The sequence below is a fragment of the Flavobacterium sp. Root901 genome (assembly GCF_001429765.1).
Lineage (GTDB): Bacteria > Bacteroidota > Bacteroidia > Flavobacteriales > Flavobacteriaceae > Flavobacterium.
In genome coordinates this window covers 450,354-474,505 of the sequence record NZ_LMJB01000007.1, presented here as the reverse complement: position 1 = coordinate 474,505, position 24,152 = coordinate 450,354, and the positions used below count along the sequence as shown (strand labels likewise).

Here is a 24,152-nt window from a genome sequence, read left to right as displayed (position 1 = left end):
TAGTAATGTGTTATAAAGTGAAAAAAGATTTGTATTTGAAATCGCAGGTAATCATAATCAAACTATAAACTAGATATCATTTGGAAATTTTACAAAGTATTACAACGGCTGACTGGATTAACATTTTTATAGCATGTGTAACATTGCTGACAGCAATTATTGCACTGCTGACAATCAATGAAATGCGTACCCAGCGTGTACATAGCTATTTTCCTGATCTGAATATGGCTGATTTTTCCTTCTATATATACCGGGGAGATTACGACCAGCAGACCGAAACTGTTTTCCTTTATACTTTCAGAGATAGAAAAGAGGAGAATACAAGTATTTCAGGATTTAATGAGCTAAAAATTGGTATTGATAATATCGGTTTTGGAGTCGCGAAAAATGTAAAATGGAATTGGTATTTTAATATTGAAGATGCTAAGAAGATAATATGTAGAGACAGTGATGTTAATTGGGAAGAAAATGACGATTTTATTATAATCGACTCACTTCCGCTGAACATTTCCTGGGCCCTTGACATTGAAGAGGACAACAGGGGAGGAAGTTTTAACTTTATACTGCCTTACGTTAATGAAAATAGAGAAACCGAAATCGTAATACCAGACTACTTTATTAATCTATACTGGCTTTTTATGGTCAATCAGATAAGTACTGAAAATCATCGCGGATTAAATGAACATGAATTTCCCCAATTGGAACTTAATGTAAATTATACCGATATACATTCTAATGTGTTATCTAAAACTTTTCTAATTGCGATTAAATTTGATATGATTGCATTGCCAAGGGAAGAATCTAATGAACTTGCAAAATTCAGATTTGAAATATCAGAGAAATACTAAAAATGAATTAATAAAAAATCTTTAGACTTGTTTAAGAATTGTCTTTTGTTTACAATTTTTAACTCATAGCTATTAAAAAAATATTTTCAATTATAACCGAATTAGTAACTAATAAGTGAGGAATACAGATATTGCTAGTTCTAATTTTAAACATATAGTGAGCTTATTTCTGTCGGCAATTCTAAATCAAGATTCTCTGCAATCTGTTTAAATTCCTTCATTTTTGTTTGATTTCGCATAAAGAGGCGGTCAATACTGTCTCTTAGGAAATAGGACTTGTAATGCTCTTTATTAAACTCTTCGCATAATATTCTGACGGCCTCTCCTTTAAGTGGGTATAATTCCAAATATTTGGTGTATAGCAGATAATGTTTATTCATGAATTTCCAGTACTCCCGCTGATTTGGGTTTTTTACGATAAAAAGTTGCTCGAATAAAGCTTCTCCGTATCCATTTGAAGATAGGACATAATGATCATCTGTACTCTGGCAGTACTTATATAAAGAGACAAGTTTTTGGTTGGCTTCCTCTATTTGGTTTATGGGGATTAAGTTATTGCGTAACATTGACGCGTATACTCCCATGGCATTGGACATTCTCTTTATTTTGGTATTCCAGAAGTTTCTGATTTCCTGCTCGCTGTAACCCAACATTGCAATGATAGCAGGATATTCATTTATATAAGCCTCCGTATAAGTCTCGTCAGACTTTAAGTAAGTAATGAGAGATTGCGTGATGTCTGGATCATTCATTTGTATTATTTTCTGCATCAATGTAAGTTCGTTATTGTAGTCCCACAGGTCAGAAACTCTAAAAAGAAGATCTTTCCAGAAATCGTGCATTTCAGCTTTATTTACTGCCCCCTTTATTTCTTTGATCAGAGGCATAACATCTTCATCAGCTGATGTATAAGATCTGTCGTAATGCCTGCTAAACTTATTGAGTAGCGTTATTCTACCTCCCTCGATGGTGATTTTTTGAAGGTTTGACTGTAGGAACGTCCAGAAATTTTCAACATGAAAATTGGTAATAATGTTGTCCTTATAATGGACACAGTCATTTCTTCTGTCTTTCCAGTATCTGATTTGCGTTCTAATATTATCGTTTATAGCAAAAACGGGATCCTGGGTTCTAACAGGAGGTTTCTCACCACTCATTTTTTCTCTCTGCATTGAAGCGTCAAAAATGCTTTCTTCCCATTTATCTTCATTTTTTAAGTTCCAGATAATATTCTTCCATAAGCCGTCAGGAAAAAGAGCTGGTTTTTCTGCACTCATAACTCTTTCTTTCAATGTTACCAAAAATCCCAGATATGCCATAAGCAAAGATGCATTATAAGCTTGTGCTTTATAACAGTTGACAGAAGTTATAAATAAATTTTTTGTGTTTTCCAGTAAAGAATTTTCTTCAGTCCAGATTTCGAATTTCAGTTTCATAGAAAGATTTTGAATCAAATATAATCAAAGTTTTTAGAGATTACAGTTTTCATTCGAAACGGATAAAAAGGAAGCCAAGTTAGCGTGCGCCGGATCCTGCAGGCGCATAACGGCTCTGCCGCCCTTCGGGACTTATAGCCCTCCGTATCCTTGATGCCCGCTTTATTGCCGCTTTCTTTTTTTCCGTTTTTTCTTTTGAAAACAATTGTTTGGGAAAGGCAGTGGAAAAGAATTTTAAAAACAGTAATCATTTAAAATTTAGAAATCATGGAGATCACAGGACGATTAACAAGAGATGCAGTTGTTGCCAAAACAGCCAATGACAGGGAGGTGGTAAATTTTTCAATTGCAGTCAATGACAGCTACAAAGCCAAAGGAAGCGCCGAAGCGGTAAAAATAGTAACCTATATCGACTGTTCGTACTGGCTCAGTTCGGGTGTTGCGCAATGGCTCAAAAAAGGCGCGATGGTGGAGCTTTTTGGGAGGATAGGAGTGAACGCCTATCTCAATTCTGAGGGCAAAGCTATGGCAAGTCTCACTTTTCATACAAGCAACATCAAAATACTGGTGTTTGTCTCAGATGCGCAAGCTGTACAGGAGCAGTCAGCTCCTGCGAAAAAGAACAGAAAGGAACAGCCTGACGACCTGCCATTTTAATTCCTATTTCAATTATATAAGCCTAAAGAAATGAGTTATGAAAGCCTTAGAAAAATCAATATACGCCGAGTATGACGTTCACGATGCGTTCAAAAAGATAATCCTTTCTGAAATGCAGTCTTATGTCGGAACAAAAAAACAGCAGCTGAAAGCATTCCTTGAAGACATGCAGAGAGGCGGATGCATCAGCGGTATGATATCCCAGTTTATCTATCACGCCGACTGCAAGAAATTGTACATCGAGCATTTGGATGATTTGGAAGACATCAGAAAAGAAATGGAAGATTCCCTTGGGGAAGCGGTAAAAGACAGATACGGTCTGCCTCACTACACCTTTATGTGCTGGCTCTGTTTTGAAGAGTACTGCTATGACATCTACAGAACCTCTTTTGAATAAGACTATTTGTATAATCTTAAATCTTCCCTTATGAAAGCTTCAGAAAACTTCAAGACCGCTATAGAAAACTACCTCAATCAGACCGCCCTTGCAGATGCCGTATTTGCAAAGGACTTCTCTAAAGAATCAAAAAACTTGGAAAGCTGTCTAAATTACATTTTCGGCGAGGTGAAAAAAACTGGGCTGTGCGCCTTTGACAATCAGGAAATATTTGACATGGCGGTCAAGTACTACACCGATGACAGCATCGGACAGCCTCAGCCCGTAAACTGCAGAGTTGCATTGAAAGAGCCTGCTGTGGCTGATCTGTTCACTTCCGCTCCCAAAGCTGTGCAGAATACCGCCGTTGCAAAAACGGCGGTTACCGCTCCAAAACCTGAATCGAAAACCTTAACGCTTTTTGACCTATGATACCCAAAACCATCATCGAAAAGCATATAACTTCCCTTAGCGGAACTCTTGCCCCTGTATCGAAAAAGATGCAGGTTTGGGCAGAGAAGAACATTTTCATCAAATGGGGCGTGCTCTCAAGAGGAAAATTCCACTGCTTGGACTGCGCCCACTCCTGGAAGCCTGATGCCAAGAAAGCGTCCTGTCAAAAGTATATCAGCTGTACGGCATGCAGAGGAAAGCTTAAAATGCAGCAATGCAATCAGGCGCATTTCAGGGAAATCGAATACTTCGCTGTTTTGGATATTTGCGGGGGATTTCAGGTCGTGCGAATTATCTGCTCGCACAAGAATATGAAAAAGAATTTCATGCCCACTTATTACCATAAGGAAGTGATGCAGCATTGGATAAACGAAAAAGGGGAGGTGCGCACGCTCTCGCTCGGCACCAACATTTTTTCGCAGGCATATGATGCATGGAAATATTACACCCCTTTGGAAATCCGCCCGAAAAGTTTCGAAAGCTCTCCCAAATACCGCATCAATCCCTATAAGGTTTATCCGTGTTCAAAAGCGATTTCAGTTTTGAAACGAAACGGTTTCAAGGGCAGTTTCTACGGCATTGCCCCACAGGTGCTTTTTACGGCTCTTCTGAAAGATTCCCATGCAGAAACGCTTCTCAAAACTGGGCAGACCGATTTTCTTGCCCATTATCTCGTGTCGCACACTCAGCGCATCAGGGAGAACTGGCAGGCAGTTAAAACCTGCATTAAAAACAATTACAAGGTAAAGGATTTTTCCATTTGGGAGGATTACATTAGCCTTCTCAGATGGTTCAAAAAGGATTTGAATAATTCTGATTTGGTATGCCCTGAGAATTTGGAAGAAGTCCACGACAGGCTTGTGGAGAAAAAACGTATCATCCAAAGGCGTAAGCACATAAAAGAACTTCGCCAAGAAATACAGCAGGCGCAGATTGCCTACGAAGAGCAGAAAAGGCAGTTTTTCGGATTGGAGTTCAATAAGGAGAATCTTTCCATCTGCGTAATGGAAAGCGTGCAAGATTTTCTTGAGCAGGGCGATATGCTCCGCCACTGCGTATTTGCCAATGAATACTACAAAAAGAGAAACTCGCTTATCCTTTCTGCGAAATTTGAAAACAGGCCTGTGGAGACCATAGAGGTGGCGCTTCCCTCGCTCGAAGTGCTGCAGTGCAGGGGAGATAAAAACAAGAACTCTCCGCATCATAAGCAGATTTTGAAGCTTCTGAATCAGAACCTCTATCAGATAAAGAAGCGACTTAAAATAAAAAAAGAAGAGAGAGCCGAAAATTAGTTTTCGGCTTTTTTGTGCATTATCGGCGAGCAGACACTTGTAGGCGGGGATATGTCTCAGGGTTCAGGCTTAATTCCGAAACAAAGTTCGGGAAGGAAAGGCGGTTCGCCGAAAAAAATTCCCCCATAAATGCAGGAGAAAAACCTGCTTTATTGCGTTGCTTTTTTCGCTCGCTTTCTCATTCCCGGTTCAGGTTCCATTATTAATCTTAAAACTTGGAAATCATGGAAACTTCAAAAACACTTCAGAACTGGAATCACGTATCAGAAATCCAGCTTATCTACAAAACAAAGGTGAAAGCTTCGGAAAGACCTTATATCAAATCTTCCAAAACAGTTTACCAATTGGCGCTCCAATGCTGGAATCCCGATACAATCGAGTTTTTCGAGGAGTTCAAGATCCTGCTTCTGAACCAGTCCAATAAGGTATTGGGAATGTATGAAGTATCCTCGGGAGGAATTGCTGGCACCTCTGTAGACCTTAGGCTGATTTTTGCCGCAGCTCTTAAAGCTAATGCCGTATCGCTTATTATGATTCATAACCACCCCTCAGGCCAGGTGAAGCCTTCCGAAGCGGATAAGCAGATAACCCGAAAAGTAAAAGAAGCAGGCAGAATTATGGATATCACACTTTTGGATCATCTGATTATTACTCCTGAAACCTATTATTCATTTGTGGATGACGGAGCCTTATAGCTCCGTTCATGTTAAATAAACTGCCATTTGATAGTTTGGTAAAAATGCACAAAAAAATATAAAATCCGAATACTGTAATATAAAACTGGATAAGTTTTAGAGATTTTTTTAATTTTATAATCAAATTTTTAAACAATGCCCAAACAGTACGAAGAAATCAAGGAAGTTCAAAAATACATAAAGGCATGGCTACTCGAAATTAACTTTTCCACCGCTCTTTGCTACACCGATATTAATAAAGTCTCCGAGGGTATTTGCCAGAGGCTTCTGAATATGATCTATGAATACCAACTCAAAGACCTTGGCAAAGAGCAGGTCAATTTTCCTGCGGTCGATCTTGGAGATGACAATTCATCTAAAATCGCATTTCAGATAACTTCCGACACAACATTAGACAAAATCAGAAAGTCGCTGAAAAAATTCAAGGATCATGACCTGCATAAGCGCTTTACGGGGGGCATAAAATTCCTGTTGCTGGATGCCGTCAGGAGGAAGCGACGGACTGTTATTGATGGCTACCAGGATATTTTTGATATGCAGAGGGACGTTCTTTACTTATCGGATCTTATAAGTGAAATTGCCTCGATTTATGCAAAAGATCCGAAGCGTTTCTCTGAGATTAAGGAATTTCTAAAATCCGAATTCGGAAATCCGGATAAAAAAGCAGCGATACTTGTTTTTAATGATAGCGACGAAAAAATAAAGCATTATTTGGAAGTCGTAAAAAAAAGCAATCAACCGGACCTTGAATATCTCGTTCACTCGGAGGTAGGAATTGGCCAGTCGAAGATTTCCACCGCGTTATTGTTCAAAGAGGCTATTGGAGAGGAAGGCAGATTAATTACCGGTGAGTCAGGTAATGGCAAATCGCTTATAATAAAAAGCTGGGCAATGGCCATGATCAATAAGGATATTGTTCCGGTAATCCTGGAGGCCAAATATTGCGCTTCGGGCCTTTCTGCCGCTATTGAGAAATTGGCGGCAGATTACGGCTTTGATTCTGCCATGTCTTTCATAGATGCTTGCAGGGCTTTAGGAAAGAAAATCCTTCTAGCGCTTGACGGACTAAATGAATGTTCAGCGGGAGGTGCAGAAAGAATTGTTGCAGAGATAAGAGAACTTTCCAATAAGCATAAAATTTTATTTTTAATAAGTACCCAGCAGGCGACTGAAAGTTTACTATCGCTTGATGCCAAAATTATACAAGTATATAGGCCAGATGCCCGATTGAAGGTCGACATTGCGGCAAAATATTCGAATTCTGTAGGCAAGCTTAAACCTGTTTTAGATATGGTGACTACCGCCATGGAAGCTAGGATGGTAGGGGAGATAGGCATTTTTGGGATCGAAAAGATAAGTAGGTATCGCCTTTTTGAGCTATATGTGAGAAGAAAACTAGGAAGCTTGGGGAAGGAAGGCATTTTTCTGCTTGCAGCATTTGCAAAAAAAATGTCACAAGAGATTTCTTTCAGTATTTCCCTGAGCCAGGCAGAGAATATCATGCGGGAATACAGAATCGAAGTCGCTGTTCTGGAGGGTTGCTTGAGCAGTAAAATAATAGTTAGTAATTTTGCTAGGATAAGTTACAGCCATGAAATGCTCCTGATGTTTTTTACTGCTGAGAGCATCGCAAGATTCTACGAAGATCCCAAAATGGTAATTGAAGAGTTCAATGCCCCAAAGAATGATGAAAAAAGGCTTCTTATTTTAGGATCGATAGAAGATAATGTGCTTAAGGAAAAGATACTGGACGACATTTCAGACATCGATCTGCTTATTTTGATCATGAATGGCGAAGCCGGAGAGTTTAGCCGTTGCTGGGCAGCTGATAAATTAAAGGTGATCCTTTTGAAAATGCGAAATGAAATCAGCAGCATTCAATTTGTGCTTGAAGAAGGAAGTCACCCCGAGGTGCTTATAAAAAGGGGATCAGTACCGAAATGGAGATACGATGAGCTTGCCTTTGTAGAGATCGTAATTTATGAAATATTCAATGGAAGGTTGCTCGAAGAGATGTTCTCTATAGTCTTTACAATGGATTCACATCTGGAGGTGATCTTCAACAAAATGAAGGATGAAGCGGCACAAAAAAAGATAAGTCTGCGAAGCGGGTCTTTTCAGGCTGTCTACAGTCCGTTTCAGGGTAAATCAGTGGCTGTTACGGGATTGTCATGGTTTTTTTCATGTCTAGGGTCGGGATTTATGTTAATGAAAAGCGAGAAAAATTTTTCTGCAGATTCCATAGCACAATTAAGCCGAAAAGGCAAGATAAAAACAGGACAGTTTTACCTGCTTCTGGTCCTGTGCCGATTCAGCGAGAGCGCGAAAGCTCTGTATGGCATGATTCTACATTGTTTGTCCAATCATTGGCTACATTGGCCAAGGACACTAAAATATGAAATTGTGGAAGCAGTTCCCTTCTGCCATAGTAATGAGAACGAAAGGCAGTGCCTGATTGAAGCCGTAGAGAAGGCTAAATCAGAAACGGGTGTCACCGATCCATTTCTTTCTTCCAATCTTTTTGAAGCCCTTAATGCCCTGGGGGCTTTTGAATCCAATTCTGAAAATTATGAACAGATCGTGCTCTCCGATATGCGTGATGCATTGGCGAACCAGGACAGCAAAGAATCTTGGAGGCAGGCTTCCTACATGTTCAATGCGCAGTTTGATCATCCCTATTGTTCTGCGTTTACAAATGTGATTGAAAACTTAGACGAGGCCGAACAAAAGGCGTTCTATTTAATGGCATTGAAACATGAAGAAGAATATGACCTTTTTTTATCGCCGCTTATTTCGACCGCAGAAAAAATACTGGGTGAGCAATGCTGTTCCGAGTTGTCAAAAATTTTTGAGAAACCAGTTCTTGAAGCAACAATGTCACAGGAGAGAATGAAAAATCATATTGTTGCCTGTATAATATTGGCCAAGCATAAATTTGATTTTGTCAGCCTGATTGATCGCAGAAGCACTGTCGGAGAAAAATTTTTGTCAGCTTTTACGGAGATATTTTACTGGGTAAACAGGAAAGACCTGGACAATAAGGGAATAATGGAAAAATGTGCCCCTGCTATAAAAGTGCTTTTCGAGAATTACTCCCCATACCTTGTAGACAGCCTGAAAGTCTTTAATGACGGACTGATGCATTTAAACTTTAGGGAATATTTCGATGAAAGCATCAACAGATTGGAATCCTTTATTTCAGAGCATATCTTATACGCGTGCAGAACATGCCTGCAGACAAAGGACGCATTTCCTGTTTCAAAATTTAAGGATGATACAGCCTTTATCTATAGGTATGCCACAGATCAGATCGGGCTATATGGAAACAGCAAAGACCTTGCTGTACTAAAAGCAATGGTAAACGATGCTTCATTGGGAAGAGCGGCTGTTGGTGCAATTAAAAATATAGAGATGAGATCTTCCTGATAATGTATAAATGTTTCTCAAACTAGCGCTGGTTTTAGATAAGAATAGGTGTTTTGTAATTATAGCTATTCCGCATTCTAGCAAGGTGGAAAGAAAGAAAATATATATTAAAATAACTCATAAGAAACGATTTTCCTCATGGAAATGTTTTCAATTTTATCAGCTGCGTCCAGTGAAAACAGGTGCATTTTTACTGTTTTCTAATCAAGCCTTGAAATTTGAAATATTGAGTGCTTCATTTTGATTATTTTCAATATCTTACAGGTTTTTATAAGAAAAAAATAATTGAAAGCATATCAGATTGTATGAATAATTATGAAGCCCTCATCAGGGACAGCCTAGCTGAAAATTTAGGGATCCTTAATCCGCAATACGAATTAATAGGCAAGGAGCATTATATTGCCAAAGGAGCTACAACCAAAAGTTTTATCGACATACTGGCCAAGGACAGGGAGAACAACTACATCATAATCGAAATTAAAAGGTCCAATCAGGCCGAGCGCCAGGCCATCCATGAAATCTACAAGTATGTCGAAGCCGTAAAAGAGAAGTACAAGGCAAATGCGGGGGAAATAAAAGCGGTCATTGCTTCTACAAGCTGGGAGGAGCTTCTGGTGCCTTTTTCAGCATTCTTCAATGAATCTGGTATTACTGTTGAGGGGTACCATCTTGAGGTCGACGGAGAGTACAAGGTAATTTCGGCCAAGAGGGTTGTTCCCTGTAAGACAAGCAAGGGACGACTGTTAAGTCCTGTTCATAAATGCAATTTGTACAACGATGAAAAAAAATTGAAAAAAGGTTTGAAGAACCACCATCAGAATTACAGACTCAAAGGTTTTGAGGATTATGTGCTGTTTGTCATGGCTGCTCCACAAACCAATGAGAGCGATTATAAAAAAAGGCTAGCGGAAATGTCTGCTGCAATGATAGGGTCGGAACCTGATTATGAGCATTTCGCAACAATGATACTTCCGAAATTTATGATATATTCTGCTTTTCATAGATTACCTACCAAGAATTATTGGGAAATCTTAAAAACAGATCCTGAAATTTATAAGCAGACTGAAGATTATCTCAAGTTTTTTAAAATCAAGGATCAAGAGGCAGTAGATGAGGTATTGGAAAACGATATTCTGGGTACGCTCAAGCCCTATTTCTATTCTGATGAATGTGAAAGCGGTAGTCCTGCAAAACTGGTCAAAATACTCACAGCAGAAAATTGGACAATCTTGGAGATCATCCGATCTGATTCTCTGAAAGCAAATACCTTATTAACGGATGAGAAGATAATAAGCGAGATGATGGGGGACAGCGGGGCAAGTAATGCTATCTTAAGAGACAGTTTTGTCATCAGCGGCAGGGCCAAATTTCTCCAAATGAAAGAAAATTCGGCAAAAGCATTAAAGTATAATGAGGTATGGAAGAACCACCTGAGAATCTTCTTTGACGATATTGAATCTCTTGAAGGGTACGATTTTGGGATTGAAATCCTCAATACTACCCATATTCTGCTGACTTTTATCCTTATTGCCATATCAGGAAAGAGAAACGAACATCTGCCAAAGTATATTATAAGAGTGAACAAAAATGCTCATGAGAAGTTCTTTCTTGGCACCTTTAAGTGGAATGGAAAAAAACCGCATCTGAATGCTCTCATGAACAGATGTTTTAACGGAAATCCCGAAAATTTCATAATGACTTTAAACTGGGGTGGATTTGATCGAAACAATGATGCTGTTTTGGAAGAGCTTGGGCTTTCTTTCGAGAGCTATTTGGTCGAGGTAAGAGATGACCAAAGGAAGGATTTTGTGTTCAGAAATTACAGATTTGAGGAAGTGGGATTTATTGAAGATGGAATAGACAGGTTTATGAACGAAAACAGTGGTTTTGTCGAGCAGCTGGCCGCTATTTACAAAAAACATACTTTTAGCTTAAAAAATAATATTTTCGTGTGCGGCATCTGGATTTAAATTAAAAGTCGCCACTTAATTTGTGCCATACACTTCGTAATATGTTGGTCTACTTGTGTTGCTGCTTTTGAATAGGGGAAATGATTTTGGTTTCCATGTCATGATATAGATTGTTTTAGAAATCTTTTGATTTCTTTATTTTTTTTGAGCATCTGAAATCTTTATTAAATTTCGGTATCTTGAAAGAATAAGTATCGAATGTTTTTATAAGTTTAAAGCAGAGATATGCTAGCACTTATATTTATCTCAGTTCGTTTTGCCACTGAATTATCTGAATTAAGGTTGTTGGTAAAATCTTTTACCTGCATTCCTATGCCTATTAATGATGATCTTATTCCCGTTTCGTTGTTTTGTTTCGTTAAAAAGGCAATTAAGCCTAATTTATGAACTGGTTTTGTGTTTCCAAAATCAGCACTGTAATACAAAGTTCCTCCAGGTAATAATTTATTGTTGTTTTTTTTATCTTCGCCAGGAATAAAAGAAACGGTCATTTTTAATGGATAACGATCAAATTTCTTATAATTGCCGACGTGGGCATTGACTACAGGACCATAACCTCTTATAATATTGTTCTCTGAGGGATTTTCTATAAATTGAAAATCAGTTATTTCAATTTTATCCAGATCTGCATAATTGTTTTTTCTTGCGTATCCAAATGTTAATGTAGGAAAAATAAAACCTTTAAAAAGTGTGCTCACAGATACATTAAACACGGCACCTGAAAAATTAAAATTATGAATTTGATCTTCATATATTTCGTCAGGATAATACATAGTTGATTTTTCAATGTTGTAGGCACTTTGAAAATTCAAAAAATAATCCTTTCCCGATATTTCTTTCATAAACGCATAGCTTGCATTAAAATTCATGCTAGAATTAATTTGTCCCTTAGAAAAAATGCTGCCTACTCCTTCAGAAGGTTTTATTTTATATCCGAGAATCAAAGATCGATCAGGAACAATATCTCCACGTTTTAAAGGCACGTATCCTTTAAGCTGTATTGTTACGGCCGAAGTATTGATTGCTGTGATTATTGAAAAATCAGGTACATATTTGCTGAAATTTATTTGAAGTTCCTCGCCGTCTAAAGTTTCAATAATGGCTTGGCTGTGTCCGATGTAAGATAAAGCAAAAAGGAAAAAAAAGAAATACTTTTCTCATGTTGTTGGCGTGTTAAGGGATATGCTGAGTTCTTTCTGGTTTCTTCCGTCTTCGTTTGTCAGTCAATAGTTCCGACTATTTGTCCATTAAATTTTATTGTCAAGACAGCGCTTGAACCATTCATGCCTCTTGTTTTAATTCGAACATCTAATTGTTCATCTATAGGATAATCAATTAATTCTCTGGTACTGATTTTTTTTTTTCGATCATAATCCCACATATTGATGATGTTTCCTTCCAATAATACTTTTACGTTGTGAATGCTGCCCCACAATTTTACTTCAAGGTTGATTTTATTAATTAGCATAGTTTGTTGTTTTTCCCTGTAAAAATATTGTTAAAATTTGAATCTTTAACAGGTGTAACTACCTGATTTTGATATTGATGTTTTGCTTTTACGAAGTTATTCAATTTGTAGTCTTCCAATAGCTGTCCTATAAGTTTGCATGCATAACCATATTGCGTTTCCAGTCAGAAGAATATATTAAGTGAAACGGTATTTATTTGTGAAGAATAGTTTTATATTAGCAAAATGTAAGGATAAACTTTATTGCCGGTAGATATTATTTTAAGCTAATATGAATTACGAAAGAATTTTTACTGAAACTCCAAAAACTGCGATCTGGGATAGGATTGATATTCTGACAACCTTAAACGGAGTGAGAAATCAACTCATCGAGGAATGCCAATTGAAGAATATAGACATCAGTAATGATTTATTAATTGAAAAGTCTAAAGGGGTTGCTTTCTGTATTCGCAGTGCAAGGGATCTTTTCAGCCAATCCAGCTCAAAGAATTTAACACCAAGCCTTACATCTCTTTACTATGGCACCTATAACCTTTTAAGCGCATTGCTAATTGGTGATGTCCGCAATGAACTTACACTTGCTGACATTGAGAACTTTTCAAAAAATGGTGGTCATGGATTAAAAACAATTTATAATTCAGGAATGGCAGATATAGAAAATAATGAGTTTATTTACTGCTGTAACAATGGTTTTTATCGTGAAATACTCAAAATTTTTGGATATAATATTGACCAGGCAGCTATGTCCAAGAATTATAAGAAAGTGGCCGATGTTCCAGCAGACGAAACAGAAAAATTAATTTCGTTGAAAGATCTATTGTCCCGAATTCCGGAACTTAAAAATATTTATATTGAAATTTTCAGGGAACAGCCGAATTATATAAATTTCTATGCAAGTGATTTATTGGCCAAGGATAAAGGATATTCTAGCGTTGTAATAGGTGAACAGCAAAATTCTGACTATCTAACTGTGGAAAAGATCAATGATATTTTAGGCCTTACCCATAATTTCATTTTCGAATACAAAAAAGAAAATTCTGCACCAAATGCAAAAGAAAAATTTATATGCGATAAGTTTCCCATAGAGGTCCTAGAGGCCAAGTCCGTGTATAGATCTCCTATCGCAAGCGAATGTGTAATAAAACCATTAGTGACAATAGATGACACTTTATTGTTATACTTTAAATTGCTCTACATCTTAAGTATCTGGACCAGATATCGTCCAAATCTTTGGCGGGAAATCTCCGAAGGCCAGCATGATCAGTTCCGCTCGCTGTTCAGTATTTTTGCCGATTCGACAGAAAGGATAATTCCCAATTTATTTTTGAATAGGTTCTATGGCCGGGATTTCATTTTTGCTGGCCATTCGTATTGGTCGTAAGATTTGAAAGGGTTGTTTTTTATTGCATTTAGGATTTCGCCTGCAGTCCTGAGACGCAAAATCCAAATCATTTTAATGCATCCTTTATAGATTGCTGTTCATTAAATGTTTTATAGATCATAAAGTATGACTAAAACACGTGTAAATACTTAGTTTTCATTTTTTTCTCATCCTTATATTTGATGTGAATATGGTTTTCCGTAAAAAAAGTCTGCTGGAATAGAAGATATTTGGATTATCAAAAAAGGAAGTATGAAAATAAGCACTTTAAAGATTAAAGGTTTCAGATCATTTGGACCCAATGAAGTTTTGATTCCAATTGAAGATAATCTGGTTGGGCTGATAGGCCTGAACAGTGCGGGCAAAACAACTTGTCTTGAAGCATTAAAAAAAATGTTTGGGCAGACCTCTGCAGATCGGGAGCTTTTCCGTCAGGATTTTCATGTCGGTAAGGATGAGGATCCTGATTTTGCCGAAGAGAAACATATATCCATTGAAGCTGTAATTGATTTTTCTGAGGAAGAAAAACAGGCCATACCGCATTTTTTTTCTGAAATGGTTGTAGATGAACAAGACGGGGATCCTTATCTACGGATAAGATTGGAAGCTTATTGGAAAAAATCGAATTTTATTCCTGACGGGGAGATCGATTCCAAAACGTATTTTATAAAAACGGCGCAGGGATTTCAGGAAACTGAAGACAGCAAAAAGCTTTTTCCCAGCCATTTTAGAAGTTTGATTCAATTGCTGTATGTTCCCGCGATTAGAAGACCTTCTGAACAGCTGCGGTATTCTTCGGGCACAATTTTATTTCGTGTACTGAAAAAGATTAAATGGGGCGAAGCTTTTAAAGGGGATTTTGATAAGAAAGTGACTGAATTAAACAATCTTTTCAATTCGCTCGATGAGTTCGGAACAGTTCAGCAATCCATAACAGAACTATGGCAGCAGTTCCATAAAGATGAACGTTATAAAGATACTGCGCTTGGCTTTGGAGGCAGCGATCTTGATTCAATATTAAAAAAAATCGAGATTTCGTTCAGCCCTACCGGTACTTATAGATCCTATAAGATTGATGAACTTGGAGAGGGCTACCGTTCACTGTTTTACCTTACCCTGGTGTGCGCGCTGTTAGATATTGAAGAAAAACTCTCAGAACAGGAAGATCAGGAGAATATCGGGATAAACCGTCCTCTGCTTACCATCCTTGCAGTGGAAGAACCTGAAAATCATATTGCGCCCCAGCTGCTCGGCAGGGTTATAAAAATTCTAAAAAAAATCAGTTGCAATGACAGCTCACAGGTTTTAATGTCCTCCCATACACCGGCGATTGTTAAAAGATTAAAACATGAATGCATACTGCATTTTAGAATTAACCATAAATATGAAACTCAAGTCAGCAGAATTTTACTTCCGGAAAGAAAGGACGACGCCTATAAGTACATAAAAGAAGCCGTACACAATTATCCTGAAATTTATTTTGCAAAGCTTGTAGTTATTGGAGAGGGTGATAGCGAAGAGGTCATATTTAACCGCCTGATGGAGGTCATGAATATTGATTTCGATGATAATATTATAACATTCGCCCCCTTAGGACACCGTTTTGTAAGCCATATTTGGAAACTTCTTGAGGCACTTCATATCCCTTATGTGACACTGCTTGATCTGGATATCGAAAGAGACGGCGGGGGATGGGGAAGAGTGAAATATGCCTTAAAACAATTAATTGAAGTAGGGGCGGATAGAGATATCCTATTGAAATTAAAAGGGGGAGGGGTGTTGCCTGATTCTTCCTTGGAATTGATGCATAAAAAAACGTTAAAAACAGATAAGGATTTGAAAAGCTTGGGTTCATGGGTGCGCACACTAAAAAGGTACAGAGTTTTTTACTCTGCTCCTCTGGATCTTGATTTTTTAATGCTTACGCACTATCCTGAATTTTATAAAAGGGCAGTGCCGGAAAATGGCGGACCGCAGATTCCTGATAAGCAAACCGAAGAAGAGAAATTTGCTAAAAAAGTTTCCTTAGCAGTTCAGGCAGTCCTAAAATCTGAAAAAGCCATCGGCTATAACTATTCCGAAGAAGAAAAGCAGCTGATGATCTGGTACAATTATCATTTCTTGGGAAGGGGAAAACCCGTAACTCATATTCAGGTACTGTCTTCAATGAAACCCAGAGAGATCAGAGGGAATCTACCGCCGGTTTTTAGAGAATTTTTTACAAGAATAAAAGAAATTTTAGATAAACAATAAGCGGATGAAGCCCATTAAAGCTGACGAGTGGATTCCTGCAGACGGACTTGAGCTCGAAAAGAATGCGCATAATGTCGCAACAGAAGTTAAAAATAGTCTGGTGGTGGCTGGTCCGGGAGCCGGCAAAACAGAACTTTTAGCACAAAAAGCCTGCTTTTTGCTGCAGACCAACACCTGTGATTATCCGCATAAAATCCTTGCTATAAGTTTCAAAAGGGATGCGGCCAGCAATCTAAAGGAGCGAGTGAGGCTGCGCTGCGGTGACGAACTGTCAAAACGATTTGATTCTCTGACATTTGATTCATTTGCCAAGCAGATTCTTGATCGTTTTCACTCAGCGCTTCCAGATACATTCAGATTGGTCCCCGAATACGAAATGCTCTTAAATGAAAAGTCTGTATTGGAATATTACAGGGATGAAGATGCTGATTTTTACGGTTCTGCCAATAAAGATAAAATCATAAAACTGCACAATATGCAGCTGCCGTTTTCAACGGACAGTTCAGAAGAAATTTTGAAGGGTAGGGTATGGGGCAGTATGATGCGGGAGGGAAAGCTCTCATTTATAATGGTGATGCGTTTAGCACAATATATTATGGCCAGTAATCCTAAAATCAGGTCATACCTGCAGACCACCTATCAATTCGTTTTTCTGGATGAATTTCAGGATACCACTGAGGTTCAGTATGATTTTTTTAAAAGCTGTTTTTTGGACAGCAGCAGTTTTTTTACAGCAGTCGGAGACGACAAACAGCGTATTATGATCTGGGCGGGAGCCCGCAAAACTGTATTTGAAGATTTTATGGCTGAAATGGGGGCGGAAAGGATACCTCTGGATATGAATTTCCGGTGCGCCCCCAGACTCGTTGCCCTGCTGAACCATCTTACCAAACACCTGCTGGGTAAAGATGATCTAGCCATGCCATCTCCTAAATGGCATGAAGATCAGGGTGAATGCCAGGTCTGGATATTCGAGGATCCTGAATCCGAAATGAAAATACTGTTCACGGATATTCAAAAGTGGATCAATGAGGATGGAATTGATCCGCGAGACATATGCATATTGGTAAAGCAGCAGCTTGACGTTTATGCAGGGCAGCTTATTGATTTTTTTAATCAGAACGGAATAAAAGCCCGTGACGAAAACGTTCTGCAGGATGTGCTAACTCAGGAATTATGCAATTATGCCATCGATGTGCTGTACCTGATATTCAATAGCAAATCAGGGAATTCCAAAGAAAATGCCTTTAACTTTTTGAAAAACCTGCATACGGAACTTGATGATCAGCAGCTCCTTAAGCTGGAAATATCCATTTCAGGTTTTATTGCCGGGCTAAGGCAGAAATGGAAAAAAACAAGACTTTCCGAAGAACAGATAAAAGGCCTGATTGATGAAATTATCGGCTTTGCAGGCATTGACCGCATAAGGGCCAACTATCCCCATTATAAAAGCATAACCGAATTTAACCGGATTACAGGACTATTGAAAAATGAACTGATCAAAGATTACTTTACAGTAAATGATATGGGTGAAGCCTTAGACATGGTGATGGGAAAAGATACCATACCTGTTATGACAATCCACAAAAGCAAAGGACTCGAATATCATACCGTTGTATTTATAGGTTTGGAAGATGGTGCATTCTGGTCATTCGACCGACAGCCTGACGAAGATAAATGCGCTTTTTTTGTCGCCCTCTCAAGAGCGAAAGAAAAGGTAATGTTTACCTTAAGCAAGAAAAGAACGGTCAGATTTGGAGAGCAGAAGCAATTTATAAATAAGATTAAAGTCATTTTTGATGAATTGCAGAATTCAGGAATTGTGCAGATAGTCGAAAGGAAATAATTGTTTTAGTGATGTTTGCGGAGAATTTGGCAAATTCAGAATTTGCGGCGCAGCTGAAATTTAAGTTTGTAAAAAAATCAATTAGGAATATTAGTCTTCTTACAGATGGAAACACCATAAGAAATGGATAGAAAACTGCAATTAGTAAGATTGTTTTTTTTAATTGTTTCCTATATTTAGATTCAAAAATAACCAACCAATTGTGCTTTAAAAATGTCAGATAAGATTAAAACAATATCCAGGGAGGCTGGAAATACTTCTAAGGGGTTTACATTACAAAAATTAAGAACCATTTCCTTATTGCTGGATGAACTTGCTAAAGGCAGTGAAAGTGATTTTGTTGCGGCAATTGAGTACAGCGGAGATGTTTATGTTGCAGATAAACAATATATCTATATTGAGGAAAATAAGGATTATGATTCGTCAAATTTTTCATTCGCAAGCAGCGCCATTAAGAACACAATGGTTTATTTTCTGGATCACTGGCTGGCAAACAGCAGGGATAAAAAAATAAAATTTGGAATTTACGCAACAAACAAGATAGCAAAGGAAATAAATTCTGGCAGAGTCCAAAAGTTAGGCATTGAACTTCCTGAGGAGAAAATAATAGAATCGCTTTACAGAGGTGACTATTCCAATCCGTTGACCCTTAAGGCGGTAAAAGCTTTAATTCTGGATGAATATAAAAGGCAGTATGAGAAAAATAAATTTGTAACGGTTGAGAAAAGCAATTTCCCGGTTTTAGAGGCCTTCAATGACGAAGACTGGAAGATATTTTTCAGCTCCATCCAGTGGGTTTTCAGCACTACTTCATCTGAAGAGCTGGAAAAAGAGGTGTTTGATAAGATTATAACTTCAGGACTTATAGAATCTCCCAATTTAATATATAAAGCACCTCTTATCAGGGCAGAGCTTTTTTATCAGTTGGAGATCAGGCAGACCAAGAAGAATCTGGAGGACCGTCTTTTGAGCAGGACAGCAGTTGAAAATATATTTTATAAGGCTGTTTTCCAACAGATAGATGAGGAAAGCTATAAATACCTTTCAATAGACTATAGTGAGATCGCCGCAAATACTAAGAAATATTTAAAAGAGCTGATTGACCTTAAGTATTTTGCCATATCCGGAATTCGAAAATCGCCGGGGCTCCTGCACCGAGAAGTAATGCTTCTTGATGACAGCATAAAAATTACAGCATCGGATGCCGAGAATTACGACGGGATAAAATCTCAATCAGTGAAAGGTTTTTTTTCAAATCTGATCCAAACCAATAAACCGGTTTTTCTTTTTGGTGAACTAGGAACAGGTAAAAGTTCGATAGTGGCAAATTATTTGCTTGAATTGATTGAAGAGCAGCATGAAATTATTCCTTTGTTTATACCATCTAATTATTTTGAACAAGATAATGCCCTAAACATAGAAGGGCTCAAAAAAACAATAAATGCCTACGTCAATAAAGAATTGCGGATTAAGGAAGGGATATTTGACCTGGATACCGTGTTTAAAACAAAAAAGGAATGTGTGCTTGTTGTGGACGGACTTGATGAGCTGGAGCTGAAAACATCAAGGCAGCTGGTCATTCTTCTGAAAAGCCTAAAACTTGAGAATGAATTTTTACAAATAATTGCCACAGGAAGGCCAATAGAACTTGAAGGTGTAGTTCCGTCGGGATGGCATAATTTGGGCATAGTGCCACTGGAAGAAAATGACATTTCAAGGGTTCTGTATACTGAAGCGCTAAATAGGGGATTTTCGGTTGCTCAAAGTGAGCAGGACTGCAAAAACCGATTGTCGTTCCTTAAAGGCAGGCCTGAGCTTTATGCCATTTCAACTACGCCCTTGATAATCTGCTCAATCAGGGATAGCCTTGACGCCGGAATTTCCGATAAGACCTTAGGGGCAATCTTATATGATACACTTAAAAAGAAGTTAAAATGGAACAGCGCTGATGGCAAGATAGATGAATATTCAGATTTTGCGGCAGCTTATCCAAACAGTTTAACTAAAGAACCGTTATTGGCAAATCTGGCTTGGAAAATTCTTTCCTCCCCGCGTAAAGCGCTTATGGAGGATCAGTTGGAGACAGTCATTTTTTCCAGTGTAGCCGAAGGGGCAAATAAACCTAAAATTGCGGCTCAGGCAGTCAAATTTTTTAAAAACAATTTTCTGGAAAAATCTACCGGAGAAAGTTTTGCATTTATATCAGCTCCCTTACTGGAATGCGCTGCTGGGCTGTACTTGGTTGAAAAGCTTAAAGAGGAAGCATTCAGCCCAGATATGGCCGCTTATTGGAGGCCGGTTTCCTTTGCGTTGGCAATTGCCAGACAGAAGGGTATGGCAGGCGAACTTGAAAAAAGAGCTGCAGACCTGCTTGGGGAAAACTTAACCTGGCCCCGGAATTTTGTGCTGCAAGGTGCAATGCTGGCGGCTGAATTTAAGTCGGAGAACCTCTGCGCAGCATACTTTGAAATGCTGGACTCTATGCAGTACAGGCCGATACGAATTGAATATGACAATGATACAGCATCTACCAGTGCATATGCTAGCTGCATGATTCTAGCCAAAGAAAAAGGTTTTGGCTGGTTTTGGGATAATTATCTCAATCTCAGAAATCCATTGATGCATTACGAAGGAAAGCTTGCTTCTGATATTCTCTCCCAGTATTTGGTACTGCAGAACTATGAAATCAAAGACTCTGAAAAGGTGATGCTTGAAAGCCTCATCATGCCCAATTTAACATTCCCCAGCAGTTTCTGCTATGAGCTGCTGCCGGTAATAGCAATGATTACCGATAAAGAAATTACAGCAAAACAGCGTTTGCAGCTGCTTTGTGGAAACCTTTCAAAACCGGCATTGGGAGCAAAGGCAAGAGCGATTCTTATTGAAGAGTTCAAAAGTTCAAAAGCTCAAGTCCTGGATGCTCTGGAGACTGTATCAAACCGCCAGGCTGACAATGATTCAAAACCTGCTGAACTCTGGCTTGAGTTGAATACAGACCGAAAAATTACCAAAGGCATAATAGGTGTGCTGCTTAAAGGTATTAATTTTGAGAATTTTAACGACTTTAAGAAAAAAATATCGGCTTTTATAAAAGAGGAAGATTTTGTCGCCTTTTTGAAGTACTGTGTCCTTAGTGAGAATGAGTTCACAGATGCGGCGGCACTATTTTTATTTCTCAACGGAGAGAAGGACTTTAAACTTATAGGAGTTTCTTTATTGAGAAGCATTGACTGGCTTGACGTAAAGAATTATGCTGTTGTCCAGAAGATAGAGCAGCTTGTAAAGATACAGGAAATTTCGACTCTGTCATCAATCATACATCAGGTACCGGTTGACAACCACTTAGGCATACCTCCTGCATTCTGGCGCGTTTTTTTGGCGGCACTTCAGCAGAGCGAAACAGACCATGAAGGACAGTTCAGAAAAGCCGTTAAGCATATGAGCCTTCTTACCTTAACGCGATATCCCGAAATCCGAATTGCCTTTTCACATCTTTTAAATGCGAAAAATATTTATCAAGAGGTGCTAAGAGAAGGAATTCTGGGGCTTGACTCGAAAGTGCGGTATCTTTCTGCTGCGATTCTTCTGACCACAAATCCCGGAGATGAATTCGAGGCCCTTGAAGCTATATTGTATGGAATTGGAAACAAATCAGATATGAGCGAATGGGAGAGATTCTGTCTCGGACTCCATTATAGCGGGGCTGTTCTTAAAAAACTGCATCAGCAAGCTGACAGCTTTCTGGGTATAGCCAGAATTTTTGTGCTATTGCTGCTTAAACGAAATAATGTGCAGCTTACCGCCGGGCAAATGGATAACCTGACACAGGGGCTTCTTCTGGAAGGATATTTTTTAGACATTCAAGGTTCAGGGGTAAAAACTAAGTACAATATTATTTTATCAAGGCCAGAGTATGTGAGAGCGCTGGTAGGCTTTATGGATAGTGAAAATAATCTTCTTGCACAGCGGTCCGCAGATATGTTATACCAATATCATTTAAGCAAGGTTGATGATTCTAAAAAAGCGAAAATATACATGCTCTACTGTGAAAAGTACGAACGTGCTTTTTTTGAGTTCACAGTTGATTCAGAAGTGGATCTGCTGGATGATAGGATTGTAGAACAGATGCAAAAGGATGCTGATGAATATAAAGCAAAGCATGCAAAAGAGCCTTTATTATGGCTGTTTTGTAAAGCTTTAAAAACAAATGCTGGATTTGAAGAGGTAATGAAAACGCTTTTAAAGAAGGAAAGGCTGTCCATTAATAATGAATGGGATTCTACCTATGAATGGCTTTTAAATCTTGAACGCCGTTTTCCTGATATAAAGAGTGGTATTTCATTTGCTGTAGGCGAACTTATGCAGATTCCGGCAATCATAGAGGCGGATACAGATAATTTTGCATGGCTCAAGCTGATGGAGCATGAGTTCAACCCCGGTTCTGATACGGACCCGGACAAGTTGGCGGAACTTCTGCCAAATCGGGCGGAGGAGCTTTATATTGCGCTTTATACCCGAGATGCGTATAAAAAGAATTTAAAGGATGTAATTCCCGTTGAGCCTGCATACTATCGTGTTTTTGCCAATAACCGATCTGAGTATGTTGAGGAAATTTCTGAGAACGATATGGAGAGGTATTTATTTTCTGCAGAGCAGATTCCTGCTGAACTGGGAAGTAAAATTCTCAATGTATTGCTCTTTGGAAATTTTAGTGGGGAGGAGCTTGGCAAAATTGAAAATAAAGGTGAATTGGGCAGCTATTGCGCAACGGTTATAAAGTTCTGTCGAGGAGTCAATGTAAATGCTGCCTTATTTTCAAGAAGTTTCGACATTGGAGGGTTTAGCAGATCCCAGAGGGATTTAAGCACCTATCACAAAACTATTCTGTATGGCATTTATAAGGTGCTGCTTTCAAAAGAGGAATTCGAGCAGAATTTAATTATCGGAATTGAAGCGGAGCTTGAAAACGAAAATTCTGAAAATTATACGGTGCATTTTCAGCAGCTTTTAGAACTTGGTTATAGATTTAAGAAAGAACAGGTTGTCAGGCTATTTGCTTTTCTTGACGATAAACCCTATTATTTCAAACCAGGTCTGGTCTTTGGAATTAGCAGATACTTTGCCAGCCAATTGAATTTGGAAGACAAAGATTATTATATTGAAAATTTTAAAAAGTTTTTAAGCTCAAATAGAGGACAGTTTTCAAAATATGATATGGATCCGCAAGTAAACATTGTATCATGGGTGCTTTCCTTAGTAGTGCTTTTTCTGGAAGAAAAAGTCAGTGAGGAAGCGAAATTTGGTTTTCTATTGGGATTGCAGAGCTGTTTTCTTGAAAAAAATTCCCTTCAGCGTTATGCATTTGAAAAGCCTGATTATTTTTTCCAAGCAGGTTCACTTTTAAGGGTCTCAGGTATTCTTTTAGAAAAGATTGATCCTGCCCTTATTTCGGAAATAATACACTATGGAAAGCATAGCAACATAGCTGAGGTCAGGGCAACATGCCATGCTCTGTCTGCCTTATCGGGTGGGGAGCACTTATGAAAGCAGCGGCTGAAAAAGGAAGGTCGGTCAATAAGGCTTTTAAGATAGGAATCTGCGGGGAGCATGGAGGAGAGCCATCATCAATTGAATTCTGCCACGAGTTAGGAATGGATTATGTATCCTTTTCGGATTCCTATTGCACGTCCTGCTGTCGCGCAATCTCAGATTGGGAAAAAAATACACGATTAAATGCAGTGGAGCTGCACGCTGATGCGAAGCACAAAGTCTTAATTGAAGTAGAATATTTAACTTTTATTTTGAACTTTGGAGAAGGACTGCTGTAGAAGCGTTTTTTTTATATAGCCTTTTGCCTCGTCCTGAAAAAATGTTGAGGCGTTAAGAGTTTTTATCTTTAAACAGCAGATTTGTTACATCAGCATTGAGTTTTTACACTTCTTGTTTCAAAAAAGAGCACTGCTGATAAAGCACTGCTTTCAAAAAAGCTGATATTAAATTTATTATCCATGCACATAGATAAGCATTACCTATATTTTTTATATTCGTAAG

The 24,152-nt window shown here is 38.4% G+C and carries 17 protein-coding genes; 14 read left to right on the top strand and 3 right to left on the bottom strand.

Annotated features, from left to right (window positions below):
* Positions 1-80: 80 nt before the first annotated feature.
* Positions 81-848, top strand: a complete 768-nt coding sequence (locus ASE21_RS15260; RefSeq protein WP_057123548.1) for a hypothetical protein — start codon at positions 81-83, stop codon at positions 846-848.
* Positions 849-994: 146 nt separating this feature from the next.
* Here the strand turns inward: ASE21_RS15260 and ASE21_RS15255 are convergent, their stop codons facing one another.
* Entirely contained in the window at positions 995-2,284 is a 1,290-nt protein-coding gene (locus tag ASE21_RS15255; RefSeq protein ID WP_057123547.1) for a hypothetical protein, read from the bottom strand.
* A 267-nt stretch (positions 2,285-2,551) separates the two neighbouring features.
* Here ASE21_RS15255 and ASE21_RS15250 point away from each other — a divergent pair, with 267 nt between their 5' ends.
* The 7 genes from ASE21_RS15250 to ASE21_RS15215 all read left to right on the top strand — a co-directional run bounded on the left by ASE21_RS15250 (position 2,552) and on the right by ASE21_RS15215 (position 11,153).
* The gene (locus ASE21_RS15250) at positions 2,552-2,941 is read left to right on the top strand and encodes a single-stranded DNA-binding protein (protein WP_057123546.1); all 390 of its coding nucleotides are present in this window, start codon (positions 2,552-2,554) and stop codon (positions 2,939-2,941) included.
* Positions 2,942-3,053: 112 nt separating this feature from the next.
* Positions 3,054-3,338, top strand: a complete 285-nt coding sequence (locus ASE21_RS15245; RefSeq protein ID WP_242410285.1) for a hypothetical protein — start codon at positions 3,054-3,056, stop codon at positions 3,336-3,338.
* Between the two features lie 30 nt (positions 3,339-3,368).
* Positions 3,369-3,749 carry a PcfK-like family protein gene (locus ASE21_RS15240; RefSeq protein ID WP_057123544.1) on the top strand — a complete coding sequence of 127 codons (381 nt, stop codon included), beginning with the start codon at positions 3,369-3,371 and terminating at the stop codon, positions 3,747-3,749.
* Complete coding sequence (locus ASE21_RS15235) at positions 3,746-5,062, top strand: PcfJ domain-containing protein (protein WP_057123543.1); 1,317 nt, start codon at positions 3,746-3,748, stop codon at positions 5,060-5,062. Before ASE21_RS15240 ends, ASE21_RS15235 begins: the two co-directional genes overlap by 4 nt.
* A gap of 224 nt (positions 5,063-5,286) precedes the next feature.
* Complete coding sequence (locus ASE21_RS15230) at positions 5,287-5,757, top strand: JAB domain-containing protein (protein ID WP_057123542.1); 471 nt, start codon at positions 5,287-5,289, stop codon at positions 5,755-5,757.
* 135 nt (positions 5,758-5,892) lie between these two features.
* The gene (locus ASE21_RS15225) at positions 5,893-9,183 is read left to right on the top strand and encodes an SMEK domain-containing protein (protein WP_057123541.1); all 3,291 of its coding nucleotides are present in this window, start codon (positions 5,893-5,895) and stop codon (positions 9,181-9,183) included.
* 305 nt (positions 9,184-9,488) lie between these two features.
* Positions 9,489-11,153: an endonuclease NucS domain-containing protein gene (locus tag ASE21_RS15215; protein WP_128414703.1), complete on the top strand. Its 1,665-nt coding sequence runs from the start codon at positions 9,489-9,491 to the stop codon at positions 11,151-11,153.
* A 212-nt stretch (positions 11,154-11,365) separates the two neighbouring features.
* On the opposite strand, the gene ASE21_RS15210 is transcribed toward ASE21_RS15215, so the two are convergent.
* Positions 11,366-11,995: a hypothetical protein gene (locus tag ASE21_RS15210; RefSeq protein WP_206779252.1), complete on the bottom strand. Its 630-nt coding sequence runs from the start codon at positions 11,993-11,995 to the stop codon at positions 11,366-11,368.
* A gap of 25 nt (positions 11,996-12,020) precedes the next feature.
* On the opposite strand from ASE21_RS15210, the gene ASE21_RS15205 reads away from it, so the two are divergent.
* Positions 12,021-12,224, top strand: a complete 204-nt coding sequence (locus ASE21_RS15205; protein ID WP_057123537.1) for a hypothetical protein — start codon at positions 12,021-12,023, stop codon at positions 12,222-12,224.
* 148 nt (positions 12,225-12,372) lie between these two features.
* Here the strand turns inward: ASE21_RS15205 and ASE21_RS15200 are convergent, their stop codons facing one another.
* Entirely contained in the window at positions 12,373-12,621 is a 249-nt protein-coding gene (locus ASE21_RS15200) for a hypothetical protein (RefSeq protein ID WP_057123536.1), read from the bottom strand.
* Positions 12,622-12,892: 271 nt separating this feature from the next.
* Between ASE21_RS15200 and ASE21_RS15195 the strand changes: the two genes are divergently transcribed.
* The 5 genes from ASE21_RS15195 (at position 12,893) to ASE21_RS15175 (ending at position 23,929) form a co-directional block, all read left to right on the top strand.
* Positions 12,893-14,002, top strand: coding sequence for a YaaC family protein (locus ASE21_RS15195; RefSeq protein WP_057123535.1), 1,110 nt, complete (start codon positions 12,893-12,895; stop codon positions 14,000-14,002).
* 252 nt (positions 14,003-14,254) lie between these two features.
* Positions 14,255-16,255, top strand: coding sequence for an ATP-dependent nuclease (locus ASE21_RS15190; RefSeq protein ID WP_057123534.1), 2,001 nt, complete (start codon positions 14,255-14,257; stop codon positions 16,253-16,255).
* Between the two features lie 4 nt (positions 16,256-16,259).
* A complete protein-coding gene (locus ASE21_RS15185; RefSeq protein WP_057123533.1) occupies positions 16,260-18,101 on the top strand; it encodes a UvrD-helicase domain-containing protein in 1,842 nt (613 codons plus the stop codon).
* Positions 18,102-18,314: 213 nt separating this feature from the next.
* Entirely contained in the window at positions 18,315-23,645 is a 5,331-nt protein-coding gene (locus ASE21_RS15180) for an NACHT domain-containing protein (protein ID WP_057123532.1), read from the top strand.
* Complete coding sequence (locus tag ASE21_RS15175; RefSeq protein WP_057123531.1) at positions 23,642-23,929, top strand: putative PEP-binding protein; 288 nt, start codon at positions 23,642-23,644, stop codon at positions 23,927-23,929. Before ASE21_RS15180 ends, ASE21_RS15175 begins: the two co-directional genes overlap by 4 nt.
* Positions 23,930-24,152: the final 223 nt, after the last annotated feature.

Coding starts and splice junctions, on each gene's coding strand:
- ASE21_RS15235 (WP_057123543.1), top strand. CDS start 3,746: ATGATACCCAAAACCATCATCGAAAAGCATATAACTTCCCTTAGCGGA.
- ASE21_RS15195 (WP_057123535.1), top strand. CDS start 12,893: ATGAATTACGAAAGAATTTTTACTGAAACTCCAAAAACTGCGATCTGG.
- ASE21_RS15230 (WP_057123542.1), top strand. CDS start 5,287: ATGGAAACTTCAAAAACACTTCAGAACTGGAATCACGTATCAGAAATC.
- ASE21_RS15210 (WP_206779252.1), bottom strand. CDS start 11,995: ATGAAAGAAATATCGGGAAAGGATTATTTTTTGAATTTTCAAAGTGCC.
- ASE21_RS15225 (WP_057123541.1), top strand. CDS start 5,893: ATGCCCAAACAGTACGAAGAAATCAAGGAAGTTCAAAAATACATAAAG.
- ASE21_RS15205 (WP_057123537.1), top strand. CDS start 12,021: ATGCTAGAATTAATTTGTCCCTTAGAAAAAATGCTGCCTACTCCTTCA.
- ASE21_RS15185 (WP_057123533.1), top strand. CDS start 16,260: ATGAAGCCCATTAAAGCTGACGAGTGGATTCCTGCAGACGGACTTGAG.
- ASE21_RS15255 (WP_057123547.1), bottom strand. CDS start 2,284: ATGAAACTGAAATTCGAAATCTGGACTGAAGAAAATTCTTTACTGGAA.
- ASE21_RS15215 (WP_128414703.1), top strand. CDS start 9,489: ATGAATAATTATGAAGCCCTCATCAGGGACAGCCTAGCTGAAAATTTA.
- ASE21_RS15200 (WP_057123536.1), bottom strand. CDS start 12,621: ATGCTAATTAATAAAATCAACCTTGAAGTAAAATTGTGGGGCAGCATT.
- ASE21_RS15175 (WP_057123531.1), top strand. CDS start 23,642: ATGAAAGCAGCGGCTGAAAAAGGAAGGTCGGTCAATAAGGCTTTTAAG.
- ASE21_RS15190 (WP_057123534.1), top strand. CDS start 14,255: ATGAAAATAAGCACTTTAAAGATTAAAGGTTTCAGATCATTTGGACCC.
- ASE21_RS15240 (WP_057123544.1), top strand. CDS start 3,369: ATGAAAGCTTCAGAAAACTTCAAGACCGCTATAGAAAACTACCTCAAT.
- ASE21_RS15180 (WP_057123532.1), top strand. CDS start 18,315: ATGTCAGATAAGATTAAAACAATATCCAGGGAGGCTGGAAATACTTCT.
- ASE21_RS15245 (WP_242410285.1), top strand. CDS start 3,054: ATGCAGTCTTATGTCGGAACAAAAAAACAGCAGCTGAAAGCATTCCTT.
- ASE21_RS15250 (WP_057123546.1), top strand. CDS start 2,552: ATGGAGATCACAGGACGATTAACAAGAGATGCAGTTGTTGCCAAAACA.